The sequence below is a fragment of the Flavobacterium sp. Arc2 genome (genome assembly GCF_041431385.1).
Classification (GTDB): domain Bacteria; phylum Bacteroidota; class Bacteroidia; order Flavobacteriales; family Flavobacteriaceae; genus Flavobacterium.
Window position 1 is genome coordinate 212,243 of the sequence record NZ_JASMRH010000001.1, and the last position, 15,693, is coordinate 227,935.

General features: G+C 34.2%; 13 protein-coding genes. 10 read left to right on the forward strand and 3 right to left on the reverse strand.

Going from position 1 to position 15,693, the window contains the following annotated elements; genetic code table 11:
• Window positions 1-110: 110 nt before the first annotated feature.
• Together QO182_RS00965 and QO182_RS00970 are read right to left on the reverse strand one after the other, a co-directional pair.
• Window positions 111-806 carry an OmpA family protein gene (locus tag QO182_RS00965; RefSeq protein ID WP_371559422.1) on the reverse strand — a complete coding sequence of 232 codons (696 nt, stop codon included), beginning with the start codon at window positions 804-806 and terminating at the stop codon, window positions 111-113.
• 21 nt (window positions 807-827) lie between these two features.
• Window positions 828-1,304 (reverse strand): lipocalin family protein, encoded by a 477-nt coding sequence (locus QO182_RS00970; RefSeq protein ID WP_371559424.1) that lies wholly within the window; start codon window positions 1,302-1,304, stop codon window positions 828-830.
• Window positions 1,305-1,484: 180 nt separating this feature from the next.
• On the opposite strand from QO182_RS00970, the gene htpG reads away from it, so the two are divergent.
• The 6 genes from htpG to QO182_RS01000 all read left to right on the forward strand — a co-directional run bounded on the left by htpG (window position 1,485) and on the right by QO182_RS01000 (window position 8,856).
• A complete protein-coding gene (gene htpG / locus QO182_RS00975) occupies window positions 1,485-3,389 on the forward strand; it encodes a molecular chaperone HtpG (RefSeq protein WP_371535177.1) in 1,905 nt (634 codons plus the stop codon).
• Between the two features lie 258 nt (window positions 3,390-3,647).
• Entirely contained in the window at window positions 3,648-4,490 is an 843-nt protein-coding gene (locus QO182_RS00980) for an aldo/keto reductase (RefSeq protein WP_371559427.1), read from the forward strand.
• 229 nt (window positions 4,491-4,719) lie between these two features.
• Window positions 4,720-5,313 (forward strand): hypothetical protein, encoded by a 594-nt coding sequence (locus tag QO182_RS00985; protein WP_371535180.1) that lies wholly within the window; start codon window positions 4,720-4,722, stop codon window positions 5,311-5,313.
• Between the two features lie 340 nt (window positions 5,314-5,653).
• Entirely contained in the window at window positions 5,654-6,181 is a 528-nt protein-coding gene (locus QO182_RS00990) for a DUF4833 domain-containing protein (RefSeq protein ID WP_371559429.1), read from the forward strand.
• Window positions 6,182-6,786: 605 nt separating this feature from the next.
• Window positions 6,787-8,244 (forward strand): FAD-dependent oxidoreductase, encoded by a 1,458-nt coding sequence (locus QO182_RS00995; protein WP_371559431.1) that lies wholly within the window; start codon window positions 6,787-6,789, stop codon window positions 8,242-8,244.
• Between the two features lie 222 nt (window positions 8,245-8,466).
• Window positions 8,467-8,856, forward strand: a complete 390-nt coding sequence (locus tag QO182_RS01000; RefSeq protein ID WP_371559433.1) for a DUF2721 domain-containing protein — start codon at window positions 8,467-8,469, stop codon at window positions 8,854-8,856.
• Window positions 8,857-8,933: 77 nt separating this feature from the next.
• Here the strand turns inward: QO182_RS01000 and QO182_RS01005 are convergent, their stop codons facing one another.
• On the reverse strand, window positions 8,934-11,051 hold the full coding sequence (locus tag QO182_RS01005) for a TonB-dependent receptor domain-containing protein (protein ID WP_371559435.1): 2,118 nt from the start codon (window positions 11,049-11,051) through the stop codon (window positions 8,934-8,936).
• 144 nt (window positions 11,052-11,195) lie between these two features.
• On the opposite strand from QO182_RS01005, the gene QO182_RS01010 reads away from it, so the two are divergent.
• The 4 genes from QO182_RS01010 to QO182_RS01025 all read left to right on the forward strand — a co-directional run bounded on the left by QO182_RS01010 (window position 11,196) and on the right by QO182_RS01025 (window position 15,155).
• Window positions 11,196-12,581, forward strand: coding sequence for a DUF1800 domain-containing protein (locus QO182_RS01010; RefSeq protein WP_371559438.1), 1,386 nt, complete (start codon window positions 11,196-11,198; stop codon window positions 12,579-12,581).
• Window positions 12,582-12,605: 24 nt separating this feature from the next.
• A complete protein-coding gene (locus tag QO182_RS01015; protein ID WP_371559440.1) occupies window positions 12,606-13,772 on the forward strand; it encodes a DUF1501 domain-containing protein in 1,167 nt (388 codons plus the stop codon).
• Window positions 13,773-13,840: 68 nt separating this feature from the next.
• Window positions 13,841-14,740, forward strand: coding sequence for a DMT family transporter (locus tag QO182_RS01020; protein ID WP_371559443.1), 900 nt, complete (start codon window positions 13,841-13,843; stop codon window positions 14,738-14,740).
• Between the two features lie 61 nt (window positions 14,741-14,801).
• On the forward strand, window positions 14,802-15,155 hold the full coding sequence (locus QO182_RS01025; protein WP_371559448.1) for a MauE/DoxX family redox-associated membrane protein: 354 nt from the start codon (window positions 14,802-14,804) through the stop codon (window positions 15,153-15,155).
• Window positions 15,156-15,693 lie beyond the last annotated feature (538 nt).

Below are 15,693 nucleotides of genomic sequence, written 5' to 3' on the forward strand. Positions count from 1 at the left end.
ATAGATTTAAATGACAAAAAGATTTAAATGAAAGTGAAATTTATGTAAAAATTAATGCCGTTTCACTTTTAAAGCGAAACGGCATTACTCTATAAAAACCAAATAACTTTCTAATTTCCTGCTTCTATCTTAGCATCTTCACGCATTTTATCATTTGCTGTAATAGCAAACTCAACACGACGGTTTTGACTTCTTCCTTCTACAGTCTCATTTGATGCAATCGGATCAGCAATACCTAAACCAGTAACATTAAATCTAGCAGAAGACACTCCTTTACTAACCAAGTAATTTTTAACCGATGCTGCTCTTTCTTTAGAAAGTTTTAAATTATAATCAGCAGGACCTGTAATATCTGTATATCCAAAAATAGTAATATCAGTATCAGGATATTCTGTAAAAACAGGAACCAATTTATCCAAGTTCGCTTTTGCAGATGCTGTAAGTGTAGACTTGTTAGTATCAAAACGTACTGCATTTTCATTTAATACTAATTGAATACCCTCACCTACTCTTTTCACTTCAGCTCCTGGAATAGCTTCATCAATTTGTCTGGCTTGTTTGTCCATTTTATTACCGATAACGCCACCGGCAACACCACCAACAACACCACCTAGTACAGCACCCATTCCTCCCTTACCACCTTTTCCTAAATTATTTCCTAGAATACCTCCTATTATTGCACCACTTGCTGCGCCAATTCCAGCTCCTCTTTGAGTATTGTTTGTGTTTTTTAACGCTTCACAACTTGTAAATAACGTCCCAATTGACATTACTAAACCTAATGTTATTATAGAAATCTTTTTCATAATTATTTTTTTTATATTTATTTAGTTTACTTTTTGAAATTGGTAAACTACACTGATGCTTTTACCTTCAACGTTTCCTTTATCAACTAATTGAAACGAAGTTTCAGTTTGATTTGCAACATTCAACACATAACCTTCTCTTACTTTTTTTGCTTTAATGTCAGCATTTAAAACTTTTAAAACAAACTCTCCACTTTTATTTACAAACCAAGTAATTTGTGAACTAAATGGTGCACATTTACTATTTGTTAAAGCCATATTCCCTTTGTTGTTATTAGAAACAAATTTCCATGTGCTTCCAACAAAACATTGTGAATCTGCAATTTCAAATGAGTTCACTTTAATATATTCTGATCCAGGATAAGTAACAGAACTGATTACCCAGTTTCCTTTCATTGCGACTTGCGCCCCTTTGTCTAATTTTGTATCAGTAATTGAAGTCGATTTGCACGAAAATAACACTAAGGCTATTGCTGTTAAAAATAATATTTTTTTCATTTTTTTTGGTTTTAGTATTAAACTATCACAAAGATACAAAGCATTTCAGGAGTTTTAGTTTCAAGATTTATATAATTTGTTTCAAAATTAACAGTTACGACAATTTGTCACCTTGCACTTAATTGGTATTCTATTTGAAAGAATTCGAGGAGATTGTAAAACTCTTTAAAAATTTTAAATATGACAACAGGAAAAATTAATGTTTCGGTCGAAAACATCTTCCCTTTAATAAAGAAGTTCCTATATAGTGATCACGAAATTTTTTTACGTGAATTGATTTCAAATGGAACAGATGCAACGTTAAAATTAAAGCACCTAACAAATATTGGCGAAGCCAACGTAGAGTATGGTAATCCAATAATTGAAGTAAAAGTGGACAAGGAAGGAAAAAAACTTCACTTTATCGATCAAGGAATTGGTATGACTGCAGCAGAGGTTGAGAAATACATTAATCAACTTGCTTTTTCTGGTGCCGAAGAATTTTTAGAAAAATACAAGGATACTGCTAAAGATTCTGGTATTATTGGTCATTTTGGTCTTGGTTTTTACTCCGCCTTTATGGTTGCTTCCAAAGTGGAGATCATCACTAAATCATACAAAGACGAGCCAGCAGCACATTGGACATGCGACGGAAGTCCTGAGTTTACTTTAGAGCCTGCTGACAAAACGAGTCGTGGAACGGAGATCATTCTACATATCGCTGAAGATTCTCTAGAATTCCTTGAAGAATCTAAAATCACGCAACTTTTAAACAAGTACAATAAGTTCATGCCTATTCCGATAAAATTTGGAACAAAGACAGAAAAAATTGAACAAAAGAAAGGCGAATCTGTTGACGCAGAAGATAAAGAAGAAACATTCAAAACTGTTGAAGTAGACAATATCATCAACAATCCTAACCCAGCTTGGACAAAACAACCAACTGAATTAGCAGATGAAGATTATAAAAGCTTCTACCATGAATTGTATCCATCGCAATTTGAAGAGCCTTTATTTCACATTCACTTAAATGTAGACTATCCTTTTAACCTAACCGGTATTTTGTATTTCCCAAAATTAAGTGGTGATTTACAAATCCAAAAAGATAAAATTCAGTTGTACCAAAACCAAGTCTACGTGACAGATAACGTAGAAGGAATTGTACCTGAATTCTTAATGATGCTTCGCGGAGTAGTAGATTCTCCAGACATTCCATTAAACGTTTCTCGTTCTGGATTACAAGCTGATGGTGCTGTGAAGAAAATTTCAAACTACATTACTCGTAAAGTAGCTGATAAATTGAAATCATTATTCACAGAAAACCGTGCTGATTTTGAGTCAAAATGGAATGACATTAAAATCGTTTTAGAATACGGAATGCTTTCTGAAGATAAGTTTTATGAAAAAGCAGGGGTTTTCTTTTTATACCCTACAGTGGACGACAAGTATTATACACTTGAGGAATTAAAGGAAAACCTAAAAGACAAACAAACGGATAAAGACGGAAAGCTTGTCGTTCTTTATGCAGGAAATAAAGAAGCGCAACACTCTTATATCGAAATTGCGCAAGAAAAAGGATATGAAGTTTTATTATTGGATTCTCCAATTATCTCTCACTTGATTCAAAAAATTGAAGGAGATAATAAAGACATCACTTTTGTACGTGTCGATTCAGATCACATCGATAATTTAATCAAGAAAGAGGAAAATACGATTTCTAAATTATCTGAAGAAGAGCAAACAAGTTTAAAAACAGTTTTAGAAGCAATTGTTCCAAAACAAAACTACCAAGTTCAACTAGAAGCAATGGACAGTCAAGCAGCTCCTTTCATCATCACGCAACCAGAATTCATGCGTAGAATGAAAGAAATGAGTCAGTCTGGCGGTGGTGGCGGAATGTTCGGGATGGGAAACATGCCTGAAATGTACAACCTAGTAGTGAATACAAATTCGCCATTGGCAACTACAATTTTAAATACTGCAGATAAACCAAGCCAAGAACACTTAGTAAAACAAGCCTTAGACTTAGCTAAACTATCTCAAAACTTATTAAAAGGAGAAGCATTAACTGCTTTTGTGAAAAGAAGTTTCGAAATGATCAAGTAATACTAGCATAGCGCTAAATTAAAAGCTGTCCACTGGGCAGCTTTTTTTTTGGAGCAGAACTAATGATTTCCATAAGAACTTCCCTCCCGCTATTCGCTACAATCTTTGCTTTTGGCTGTCGCCACAGCAAAGGATTTTTGCTGCTATCGGGGCTAGTTAGGAGGTTTTGTTTTTATAATGACATTTAGAAAATGCACTACCCAATTTGCACTATTTTTTTATACTTTTAACAAGAATAAAAAATGTACAAATGAAATTATGCAAAAATATTTCAAGCTGAACAATGATATCAAAATTCCATCAGTAGGCTTTGGTACTTGGCAAACACCTGATGGCGAAACGGGTATAAATGCCATAAAAGTTGCCATAGAAAATGGATACAAACATATAGATGCTGCTGCAATTTATGCCAACGAAAAAAGTGTTGGAACAGGCATCAAGCTTTCGGGCATCGCACGAGAAGACCTTTTTGTTACGAGCAAACTATGGAACACGGAGCGCGGATATGAGACAACCTTAAAAGCTTTTGAAAAAACATTACAAGATTTACAACTTGATTATCTTGATCTATACTTGATCCACTGGCCCGCTACTGCTTATCAATTTAGCGATTGGAAAGAAATTAATGCAGCGACTTGGAGTGCCATGGAAAAACTTTATAGCGAAGGAAAAATTAGAGCTCTCGGACTTAGTATTTTTTTACCACATCATCTTGAGCCATTAATAGAAAACGCAAAAATCAAGCCTTCAGTAAATCAGATTGAATATCATCCAGGATTTATGCAGAATGACTGTGTGAAATTTTGCAATGACAATAATATTCAGGTTGAAGGTTGGAGCCCCCTTGGAAGAGGTGAGGTATTGAATAATGAAATACTGAAAGAAATTGCTCTTAAATATAACAAATCAGTGGCGCAGCTTTGTATTCGTTGGGCATTGCAAAACAAGGTAATTCCGCTCCCTAAATCGATAACACCAAATCGAATAAAAGAAAACTTTGACGTTTATGATTTTGAAATTTCAGAATCTGACAGGATACTAATTAATCAAATGGATAATTTAGGAGGTTCAGGACTAAATCCAGATTCTATTGATTTTTAAAATTAAACCTCGATCGCAGATTTGCTTCAGAATTTTCATGACCGCGCCCATTTCAATTGGCTTTTAGACTATTGTAAAACGGAACCTGAACCATGATGCCTTGTTACCTCCAAAAACTATTTCAATATCACACCAAATTTAATTGTAGTTTTGACGTTCATTGATTAGGCACAAAAAAGGAGCACTACTTGCTTCATTAACTTGTCAATAAAATTAAAATTCCGAACACATGTGGTGGCAATATCTATTAGTTTTTTTTGGTGCTCTATTATTTGACATAGTCCCTTTTCCGTTTGCACCGGCGTTTACAATAATGGTATTTCTTCAAATTCTTTTTGATTTAAATGTTTGGGCAGTGATTGTCGTTGGAGTTGTGGGTTCGGTTTTAGGTCGGTTTATTCTTCTTCTATATGCTCCGTTAATGGCCAATAAATATTTAAAGGCATCTAAAAATGAAGACATTAAGTTTCTTGGAGATAAAATGAACCAAAATAAATGGAAAGGTATTTTAGTGGTACTTGCTTATTCTTTGTTGCCACTTCCTACCACACCACTTTTCTTAGGCGGGGGTATTTCAAAAATAAAGCCTATTTATATCATTGCTCCTTTTTTGGTCGGGAAATTTACTAGTGATTCTATTGCCTTACATTTAGGGAAATTCGCATCCGAAAATCAACAAAACATCATTGATAATATTTTTTCATGGCAGTCTATTGCTAGTTTTATTTTGGGTTTTGTAATGCTATTTTGTTTGTTTTTTATCAATTGGCGCACCTTAATTCATACTAAAAAATTAGTCTTTGATTTTAAGATCTTAAATTAAATTATTCTTACCTACCAGATCGATATATACAATACGAAATAGCTTACCACAACGATAAGAAGGATTTACATACTGAAGTTTCAGGACAGTATTCACTTGGTGCTTGTCTGCGACGAATACCTACTTAAATGAGATAACAAGTTATTGCGTTTGAAAGGAGGTTCTTGAACGATTTCAAGTCCTCTTTTTTATTGACTCCCTTATTTTATCTATTTTTGTGTTGCAGAACATACGCTGTTTTTAAAATCTGTAAACTCTCGAAAAGCCAAAAAACGTCGTGCCCATTTTAAACCAAACAATTCCTTAAAAAAGAATTACTCCAAACAAACTGTTAATCACCATGAAAGTTATCTTTTCTTTTTTTTATCTATTTTTTTGCTCTTATAGCTGCTTTTCACAAAGTAATTATCCAGAACCCGCAAAAACAGCGACACGTTTATTTTATATTCAACATAGTAACAACCACAATACATACGTGTATGATGCTAATATAAAAGGAGGGACTATTGATTCGTATCAACCAATCAACGAGTATCAAATAGTCTACACTGAAAAAGGCATACAGAAACCTTTATCTAGAATACAAAAAAGATCAGCTTATGGGATGATTCTAGCAGAATCCCAACCTAATTTATTCAAATTACACCTTGCTGCTTCAGAAAAAATATATTTCTATCTTACCTATAATGAAAGTGAAGGAGCTAGAGTATATGTTACCGTAAATAAGCACAAAGTGTATTTAGACAAGATGTTTGTCCAACTTAAAGAGGGACTTTTAGGCCTCAAAGCAAAAGCGGAATACGTACTGTTTTTTGGTAAAGATTATAATTCTGGCAAACCTATAACAGAAAAAATTATAATTGAATAAGTTCCTATAGCACTTCATTTATTCTATTAAAGATGCTTGGATTAAAAATACAAACTACTTAAGAAACCATGTAAAAGTAATAGCAAACAGAGGTTTATGTTTATTCATCAAGAACTGCATCCTCCCACTAGCATTCGAATTGACAAACGCTATAGAATTATATTGTAATAACTTTTCCAAATCCCTTCGAAACAAAACTTAAATACGCATATATACTAAACAAACAGAATGTAAGCAAGACAAAAACTGATATAACTTATATGTTAAAAACTCTACGTTTCCTCCGAGAATCTTTGCGAAACAAAACTTAGATGCGCTTCTAAATAACCAAACGTGTCAAACCTCCCCAAGACAAAAACTTACATGACTTATATGTTAAAAAGCTTTGCGTTTCCTTAGAAAATCTTTACGAAACATAACTTATATGCGCTTCTATAAATAACTAAACATATAGAATGTCAGCAAGACAAAAACTTATATGTTTAAAAAACAAAACTACTTTACTTTTACATTGTTAAAAATCCATACTATCTTTGTTCAATTCCATTCTTAAAAACTGATATAATGACCTCGGAACTTCATAACTATTATTTAAATAAAAAGAAGTGAAAAACCCTGAAAACACAGCCACAACCTGGACTATTTGTCAGGAATGTAAGGGACAGGGCAAAAAAAGCCGAAGAATCAGCAAGAAAGTACGACTCCAGTACCAGAAAGCATTTGAACAATTTGAAAAATCAAATGGCGAAGGAATAGCTCCTGTTCGTCCTAAAGCACACTTGGATTCCTGCTTAAATTGTTCCGGATCAGGATTGGTTCCTTCTGCTAGTCCTCCTATTGCGGACACAGAAAACTACCCACATGTTGCTATCATTGGTGGCGGTATTGGTGGCGTGGCCTTGGCCGTGGCTTGTTTGCACCGCGGAATCCCTTTCACTCTTTATGAGCGTGATAGTGGCTTTGAGGCAAGATCTCAGGGCTATGGACTTACTTTGCAACAAGCAAGTAAAGCAATTGAAGGATTGGGTATTTTCTCGTTAGAAGAAGGAGTGATTTCCACTAGACATTTGGTTCATACTACAGATGGAAAAGTGATTGGAGAATGGGGAATGAGAAAATGGATACAGTCAGAGGAGAAAAAGACTCCAAAGCGGACTAATGTGCATATCGCACGTCAGTCTTTACGCTTAGCGCTGCTGGAACAACTTGGCGGACAAGATGCTGTAAAGTGGGGACACCAACTAGTCGATTTTAAGAAATCTGACGACAAAGGTATTGATCTGAGATTTGAAGTTAACGGAGAGATAAAGAGCGCCAAGGCCGATCTTGTAGTTGGAGCCGATGGTATTCGTAGTGCAGTGCGGAAGCTATTGATTGGTGACGATATTACCCCTTTGTGTTACCTAGACTGTATTGTGATATTAGGCATTTGCCCTTTGGTAGCGCTAGAAGGTATTGATAGCTCTTTGCTTGACTCGGCCACTGTATTTCAAACTGCCAATGGCAACGAACGAATCTACATCATGCCTTATGACTCAGAATCAGTGATGTGGCAATTGAGTTTCCCAATGTCTGAAGAAGAGGCAAAAGCGTTGAGCGCAAAAGGTCCTAAAGCACTTAAAGAAGAAGCCTGTCGTAGAACACAATGGCACGATCCTATCCCTCAGATTTTAGCTGCAACTCTAGAAACTCAGGTTTCTGGCTATCCCGTTTATGATAGAGAACTACTTAGCGCAGAATTGCTGGAGAAAGGCGGGCCAGTTACTCTCATAGGTGATGCGGCTCACCCTATGAGTCCATTCAAAGGACAAGGAGCAAATCAAGCGCTGCTCGATGCGCTGGCGCTGGCTCGGGGAATCACAAGAGAATGCAGACCTTTATCTCAATGGAGAGAAGCTGGCGTGCGCAAAAGTGTGTTAACAGCGTTTGAATCAAAAATGTTAGAACGTAGTGCTACCAAAGTGAAACATTCAGCAGAAGCCGCACAGTTCCTACATTCTGAAATTGTACTCCATGAGGGTGATGAACCTAGAGGACGATACCTAACGAGAAAAGAGGAATAACAGCCAAAACCCACGCTAAACTATCTCAAAACCTATAAAAGGAGAAGCATTCGCTGCTTTTTTTAAGAGAATTTTTGAAATGATTAAGTGCTTTTTTTTATAAATCATTCTATACAAAATAACCTGTACGTGAAAACGAATCCGCTTTTTTTATACAAAAAGGTAGTTATCCAAAAAGTTTATCGAAATTTGGTTATTCAACCTCACCAAATCAATTAAAAAATGACACTACATATAGAAACTCCAGCCTTATTATTCTCTGCTACTTCATTAATACTTTTAGCCTATACCAATCGTTTTTTGACCATCGCCACTATTATTAGGAGCTTAAAAAAAACCTATGATGAAAGTGAAAACAAGAGTATTTTGATTGAAATTAAAAACCTCAACTTGCGATTAACACTAATTCGCTATATGCAACTTTTTGGCGTACTTAGTTTGTTTCTTTCCGTTTTCACGATGTTATTGCTGTTCGTTGATTTTCAACTTAGTGGTCTATACCTCTTTGGATTTAGTTTATTAAGCCTACTTATTTCATTAGCACTTTCTTTCTGGGAAATCAGCATTTCTGTAAAAGCACTACAAGTGCATTTAAGTGATTTGGTTCAGTAACTATGTACCAAAAAGTACTATAACTAAAAAGAGCTGTGAATATATTCCACAGCTCTTTTTAGTTACATTCAATAAAATTATTGGTTTAAAATACCGTTATCTTCTTTTTTATCTTTATTCAATAAGTTTGGATTTTCTTTAGCCAACTTGTTTTTTGTTGGAATCTTATAATTCAGGCTAAAGCCAAATTTTCTAGTGTCCATTTTATTACTAATTAACAATGGTGTCTCATACGAATTAAAAGCATTTTCATTGGAATTCAAGATATCATCCGCATAAATTGAAAGTGTTAATTGGTCCTTTAAGAACTTTTTTGAAAAACTTAAGTCCAAAGCATTTCTGAAAGGCTTAACAGCAATGAAATAAAAATAATTCCCTTTTGGAATAATGTAATTATAATTGGCTACAAATTTTATCTTTTTTGGCAATACAATTTGCGACATGAAGTTAAACATCCAGAATCCATTAGTATCTACATTGGGAATTTGATGGTATTGATAACCCGCGTACACATATAAAAAATTCATTGTATCTGGATTCACATTCATTTTCATAGTTTCAGCCAGTCCTTTGGTAAACAACATATAAGGAATAGGCATCCCTACACTAAAATTATGAATCTTTATCTCTGGAATATTTTCGTTAGTATTTATCACCAAATCATTCTCTAAAGAGACTCTATTAATCACTTGATTTTTAGCAGAACTGATATTATAACTAATAAATGCATAATCATACGCACTTAACTTCACCTCATAATTATCAAAAATGGTAGGTTGCAGGTTTGGATTACCAGAATAATCAATGTTTGGATTTTGATAATTGGTGTTGTTTGGGTTTAATGCTGATGTACTTGGCAACGTTATCTTTTTATTGTAATTCACATTAAAATAGATCGAATTATTAAAATTATACTGTGCACTTGCATTTGGGAAAAAGCGAAATTGCTTGAATGCGGTTAATTCAGCTGTCTCCGTTTTACCTGTAATATTATAGTCTTCGGCTCGACCACCAAGAATAAAATTTACTTTATCAAACTTAGATTGCAGCTCCACATAAGACGCCGCTGTTCTACGTTTATAATCTAAATTAGTAACTCCTTTACTTGCTGCATCAAAAAGCAATTCTTCATACAAACTACCAAAACTCAGCTTTCCTTCATCAGAAAATTTAATCGGTTGCGAATAATCAAACTTAAAATTATACAAGTTCTGGTTTGAGGAATTATCTAAAGTAGAAGCCGAATTACCAACTGGACTTAATGCAAAATCATTTGTATTGTTGTTGTAATTAAATTTAAATTCCAGTTTTTTTGCTGTGTTTTCAAATTTTTTCTGGTAAGTTACTACGGCATCTTGGCGCAAGCCAGTGCTTACTGAGGCATCATTAGTACTAAAACCGGGTCCGTTTCCTAGAGTATAGCTATCATTATTGTTTTGAGTTAAATCATAGTTTAATAACAAGCGATCTTTACCAATATCAATTGTCACCGCTGATTTTACAAAATTATTTCTACCAATACGATCTGCATCCGTTTTTGACAGTAATGAAGTCGTACCGTTTTCTTCTTTCTCCAGAGAAGTCCAAATCGCGCTTTCTCTATAATTCTGACCTACATTTAACTGCCAACCAAAATACTTATTTTTAGCACTCAATAAAAGACTATTATTCATCCTCCACCGTACATCATTGTAACTTGTAAAACTTGTACTATTAGTGTAAGTAGCACTCAAATAGTTCTTAGCATTTTTGTTAGTAATGATATTCAAAATCGCACCTCCAGAAGTAGCTGGGAATTCGGCACCCGGTTGTGTAATAATTTCGATTCTTTCAATCGCATTTGCTGGCATTCCTTCTAAAAAAGCATTCAGTTCAGTAGTCGAGATATTAAGCGGTCGCCCATCCATAAAAACGTCTAATTGCTTTCCTTGATACATCATTCCAGCAATATCAGACGCGATTAAACCAGGTAGCTTTTTTATTCCTTCTAAAACCGAACCTGTATTTAAACTAGGCTGGTCGACAAAGTTAAAAATTGTTCGATCTGCTTTTTGCTCTACCGCTTTTTTAGTCCTTACAATAGCAACTTCATTTAGTTCAGTCGTTTTTTCGACAGATTTTTCAGGATTAATTTGTGCAGAAAGCGAAGAAAGACTTCCTATAACTATTAGAGCAATTAAGTATATTTTTTTCATATTTTTTGTACTATATATCACATAAGTCAACGTTATCGTTTAGATGTTACAGCTTTAGTAAAAAAAATAATCAATTAAGCATTTAAACCTTTTTTGATTTTAAATATCTAAATAAACACCCCAAGTTAATAAAAATCAATTATTATGAATCAAAGCGCACTATGGTCTCTACGATTAGGTTTTTCAAATAAGGAAAACAATAAGATTACACAAAAAGGACTACACTCCTTTTTAGAAGATTCCTTTAAAGTTTCTTTTGATAAAAGTATACCTGATTTTTTAAATGATTCTCCAAAAACGACTGTCGAACTCAAAGAGCTGAGACAAATGTTTAAAAACGCTTCAGCTGAAGACAAAAAAGAAGCAAGGCAAAAAGAAAATCAAACGGCAGAAGCCATGAAACAATGGTGGGTTGAACGAATGATTGATGCCGAATATCCACTTCAAGAAAAAATGACATTGCTGCTACACAATCATTTTGTTTCTACTTATCAAAAAGTAAAAGTGAATTACTGGGTGTTTCAGCATAACCAAATTTTACGTAAAAATGCTTTTGGGAACTACAAAACGTTAACTAAAGAAATTTTAAAAACTAATGCCATGGTACGTTATCTTGACAACACCGATAATAAAAAGGGCAAAATAAATGAAAATCTAAGTCGGGAATTACTAGAACTTTTCACCCTTGGAATAGGGAACTACAGTGAAGATGATATAAAAAACGGTGCAAAAGGACTTGCCGGATTAAATCTTGGTGAAGAAGCCGCTACCTATAGGAAAAATTTTGAGGACAACTCACCCATTACCTATTTAGGAAAAACGGGTGTCTTTAAATCAGATGCGCTGGTAGATATTATTTTCGAACAAAAAAATATTCCGTATCGCATGACTCGCAAAATACTGGAATGGTTTATTTATGATAATCCAAAAGAGGAATTGGTGCGTTACTATGGCGATTATTTTAGAGAAGTGAATTTTGAATTCCAACCTTTATTAGTGAAAATTTTCACCGAAGAATTTGATAAAAACACTGCGGGTTCTAAGATTAAGAACCCAGTAGAGTATAGCTTGCAACTGCTCGATGAATTGCAGTTAAAGAATGTAAAAAGTAACACAATTGTCAACTTTTTAAAACAGCAAAGCATGGATTTATTCAATCAACCTAATGTGAAAGGATGGGAAGGTGGCAAATCTTGGTTAACTACACAAATCTATTTGCAGCGCGCCATTGTTGCTGATAGTTATTGTCAAGGCCGAATATCCAACCAGCAAAAAAGGGAAGGTAAAATGGACAGAAAGACAAACCTGTCTAAAGACAGACCTACAACCTTAAACTGGCAAAAAGGAACAAATAAAATCATTATAAAAGAACTCACGGACCGTCTGTTATTTGGCGTAAGCCCAGAATCTCAAAAAGATTTTGAAACCGTTTTGAAATATGATTTTGATCCCAATGCTCCTAATGCTAATCAGGCCGTTTTAAGATTATTTAATGCCATAATCAAAGAACCTGAGTTCCAACTAATCTAATAACAGCACCTAATATTTACTATTATGAACAGAAGAAATTTTTTATCGTTAACGGGTACTTTTACAGGAGGATCGTTGTTATTGCCTGATTTTTTATTCTCTTTTAGCAAACACGAAAGTCTAATTATAGGCGAACAATGTGTTGTATTTGTTCAATTAAACGGCGGTAACGACGGCTTGAATACTTTTATCCCTTACTTAGATCCTTTGTATTATGAAATGCGTCCTAAAATTGCGCTGTCAAAGGATGAAGTGATAGCTGGAAACAAGGAAATGGCATTTCATCCTGCTCTTAAAGGTTTTGCAAAAATGCAGCAAAATGGCGATTTATCCGTAATTCAAAATGTAGGTTATCCAGAACCTAATCGTTCGCATTTTAGAAGTCAAGAAATCTGGCAGACCGCATCCGATTCTGATCAATATATAAATGAAGGTTGGCTAGGACGTTATTTGGATTTACAATGCGCAACCCACACACCTACTGCCGGCATTAATATTGACAATATTGATAATCTGTCTCTAAAGGGAGAAGTCCCTAATGCTATTACGATCAAAGATCCGGAAAAATTCAAAATAAAAAATGGCAAGGAAGAAAACAATAAACTATCAGATAATCCCGAATTAGATTTTGTTCGAAAAATAGCCAATTCTGCTGTAGAAGGCTCTGAGCAAATCCAAAAAGCACTAATGCAAACTACTCAAGAAAATTCATACCCTAAGACTAGTTTAGGAAAAAACTTAGCTTGGATTGGTCGGTTAATAAAAGGGAATCTGAATTCGAAAGTGTATTATACTTCCCTTAATGGTTTTGACACCCATGACAACCAATTAGCACTTCATAAAAACAAATTATCAGAACTAAACGATGCTTTATTTAGTTTTTACACCGATATGAAAAATGCAAAAATGCTTCAAAACGTTACTATTGTTGTTTTCTCTGAATTTGGACGAAGAGTAAAAGACAATGGAAACGGAACAGATCATGGAACCGCGGCTCCTATGTTTGTCATTGGCGGAAGCAATAAAGGAAAAATAATTGGGAACAACCCCAATCTTTCCGACTTACAGCAAGGCGATTTAAAACATCAGATTGACTTTAGAAGTGTTTACGCTACCCTACTAAAAGACAAATTAAACTTTAACCCAAGCTCTATCGGAATTAAAAATCCTTTAGTAAATGACTTATTTTAAAAAATAATGACTCCTCTAAAGTCGCGTTACACTTGAAAGCGTACCTTTGCCCCTCAAAAAAATAAAGAATGTCAAATAATAACGTTTTAAAAGGAGTTTTTTTAGTGGGTTTTGGAGCTACTAGTTATGGTATGCTTGCTACTTTTGTGAAAATGGGCTATAATGAAGGGTACACCACGGCAGAAGTAACCACTTCTCAGTTTGTACTAGGTATTTTAGGAATATTACTTATTAATTTATTCCAAAAAACTAAAAATAAGAATACTGCTGTAAAAGCATCTAGCCGAAACATTTTTCACCTGATGCTCGCTGGAACGTCACTTGGAATGACAAGTGTTTTCTATTATTTGGCCGTGAAATACATTCCTGTTTCTATAGGTATTGTATTGTTGATGCAAACCGTTTGGATGGGTGTATTACTCGAAATGATTTTAGAAAAGAAGCTTCCTTCGACTCAAAAAATAATATCCGTTGTTATTGTGTTAATAGGAACCGTTTTAGCTACTAATTTAATTCAAAATGAAGTTAAATTAGACTGGCATGGTATCATGTGGGGTATGCTGGCCGCTTCGTCTTTTACCACCACAATGTTTACTGCAAATCGTGTTGCAACCAATATTTCTTCTGCACAACGCAGTTTATATATGCTTCTGGGTGGTGCAATAATCGTGTTTTCATTTTCGATAGCTACTCAAGTTACTCCATTTAATTTTGAAATTTTTCTTAAATGGGGAATTATTCTAGCTCTTTTTGGTACAATAATTCCGCCAATGTTAATGAACGCTGGGTTTCCACTTACTGGAATCGGTTTAGGAAGTATTGTCTCTGCGCTTGAACTTCCAGTCTCAGTAATGATGGCATTTGTATTATTAAACGAGGATGTAAAACCAATTCAGTGGTTTGGAATTGTCCTTATTATTATTGCAATAGTAATTATGAATGTTAATTTTAAGAGGAAACAAGTGTAATAATACAGTTTGATCCTAAAAAAATACTACATTCGTAAACCTCATATTTAATTTTATCATTGTGATCTTTCCTTGGCATTTGTACTTAATGGCTTTTATTTATACACTAGCCGGAGTAAATCATTTTAGAAACCCTAGAATGTATCAAAAAATTATACCTGAATATTTTAGCAATCCTAAATTACTAAATATCCTGAGCGGATGTGCTGAAATAGTTTTAGGTATAGCACTAATTGTACCTTTATTATCCACTTATGCTGCTTGGGGAATCATTGCGCTTTTAATTGCCGTTTTTCCGTCTCACCTCTACATGTATCAGAATGAAAAGGCAAGAATGAAACTTCCTAAATGGGTCTTAGTAGTTCGTATGCCATTCCAACTCGTTTTGATTTATTGGGCTTACCTATACACATAACAATAAAGCCTATTACAAACAAGACGGCACCTTTTGTTTTTATCTAAAAAATCAGTATTTTTGGAATAAACAATGGTATTATGAATGAAATAATTAATTATTTTTCTACTATTCCATCGGCACATAGGAGCATGATTTTGGCAAGCAAATTGTTGGAAGTCCGATGTGAATCGTATTCCTCTGCCAAACCTTTTCAGTAATTTTTATAAAATTTAACCCTGCTACTATTGCCTTACCTAAAAAGGGGGACATTATTATGAGCTACTTGATTGTATTTCCAGACCTACAAAAGTAAACCATCATTATAAATTACCCTATATTGACAATAATTACGGAAATACATTCTCCGCTTGGTACATTCAAAATACTTAAAATAGAAGAAATTGGATACTGAATAGTTACTCATATGAAGAATGAAGAACACAATGAGTTGAAGAATTTATTAAAAATTCCTTTTCAAAAACAACGTTCTTTAGAAAAGAAATACACCCCATAAAAAAAAACCGCTTTTATGGTAATAAGTAACTATATTTTTATT

What these genes read in the sequence shown, in the direction of transcription:
- QO182_RS00990 (WP_371559429.1), top strand. Translation starts at nt 5,654, where the DNA reads ATGAAAGTTATCTTTTCTTTTTTTTATCTATTTTTTTGCTCTTATAGC.
- QO182_RS01005 (WP_371559435.1), bottom strand. Translation starts at nt 11,051, where the DNA reads ATGAAAAAAATATACTTAATTGCTCTAATAGTTATAGGAAGTCTTTCT.
- QO182_RS01010 (WP_371559438.1), top strand. Translation starts at nt 11,196, where the DNA reads ATGAATCAAAGCGCACTATGGTCTCTACGATTAGGTTTTTCAAATAAG.
- QO182_RS00980 (WP_371559427.1), top strand. Translation starts at nt 3,648, where the DNA reads ATGCAAAAATATTTCAAGCTGAACAATGATATCAAAATTCCATCAGTA.
- QO182_RS01015 (WP_371559440.1), top strand. Translation starts at nt 12,606, where the DNA reads ATGAACAGAAGAAATTTTTTATCGTTAACGGGTACTTTTACAGGAGGA.
- QO182_RS01000 (WP_371559433.1), top strand. Translation starts at nt 8,467, where the DNA reads ATGACACTACATATAGAAACTCCAGCCTTATTATTCTCTGCTACTTCA.
- htpG (WP_371535177.1), top strand. Translation starts at nt 1,485, where the DNA reads ATGACAACAGGAAAAATTAATGTTTCGGTCGAAAACATCTTCCCTTTA.
- QO182_RS00965 (WP_371559422.1), bottom strand. Translation starts at nt 806, where the DNA reads ATGAAAAAGATTTCTATAATAACATTAGGTTTAGTAATGTCAATTGGG.
- QO182_RS01020 (WP_371559443.1), top strand. Translation starts at nt 13,841, where the DNA reads ATGTCAAATAATAACGTTTTAAAAGGAGTTTTTTTAGTGGGTTTTGGA.
- QO182_RS00985 (WP_371535180.1), top strand. Translation starts at nt 4,720, where the DNA reads ATGTGGTGGCAATATCTATTAGTTTTTTTTGGTGCTCTATTATTTGAC.
- QO182_RS00970 (WP_371559424.1), bottom strand. Translation starts at nt 1,304, where the DNA reads ATGAAAAAAATATTATTTTTAACAGCAATAGCCTTAGTGTTATTTTCG.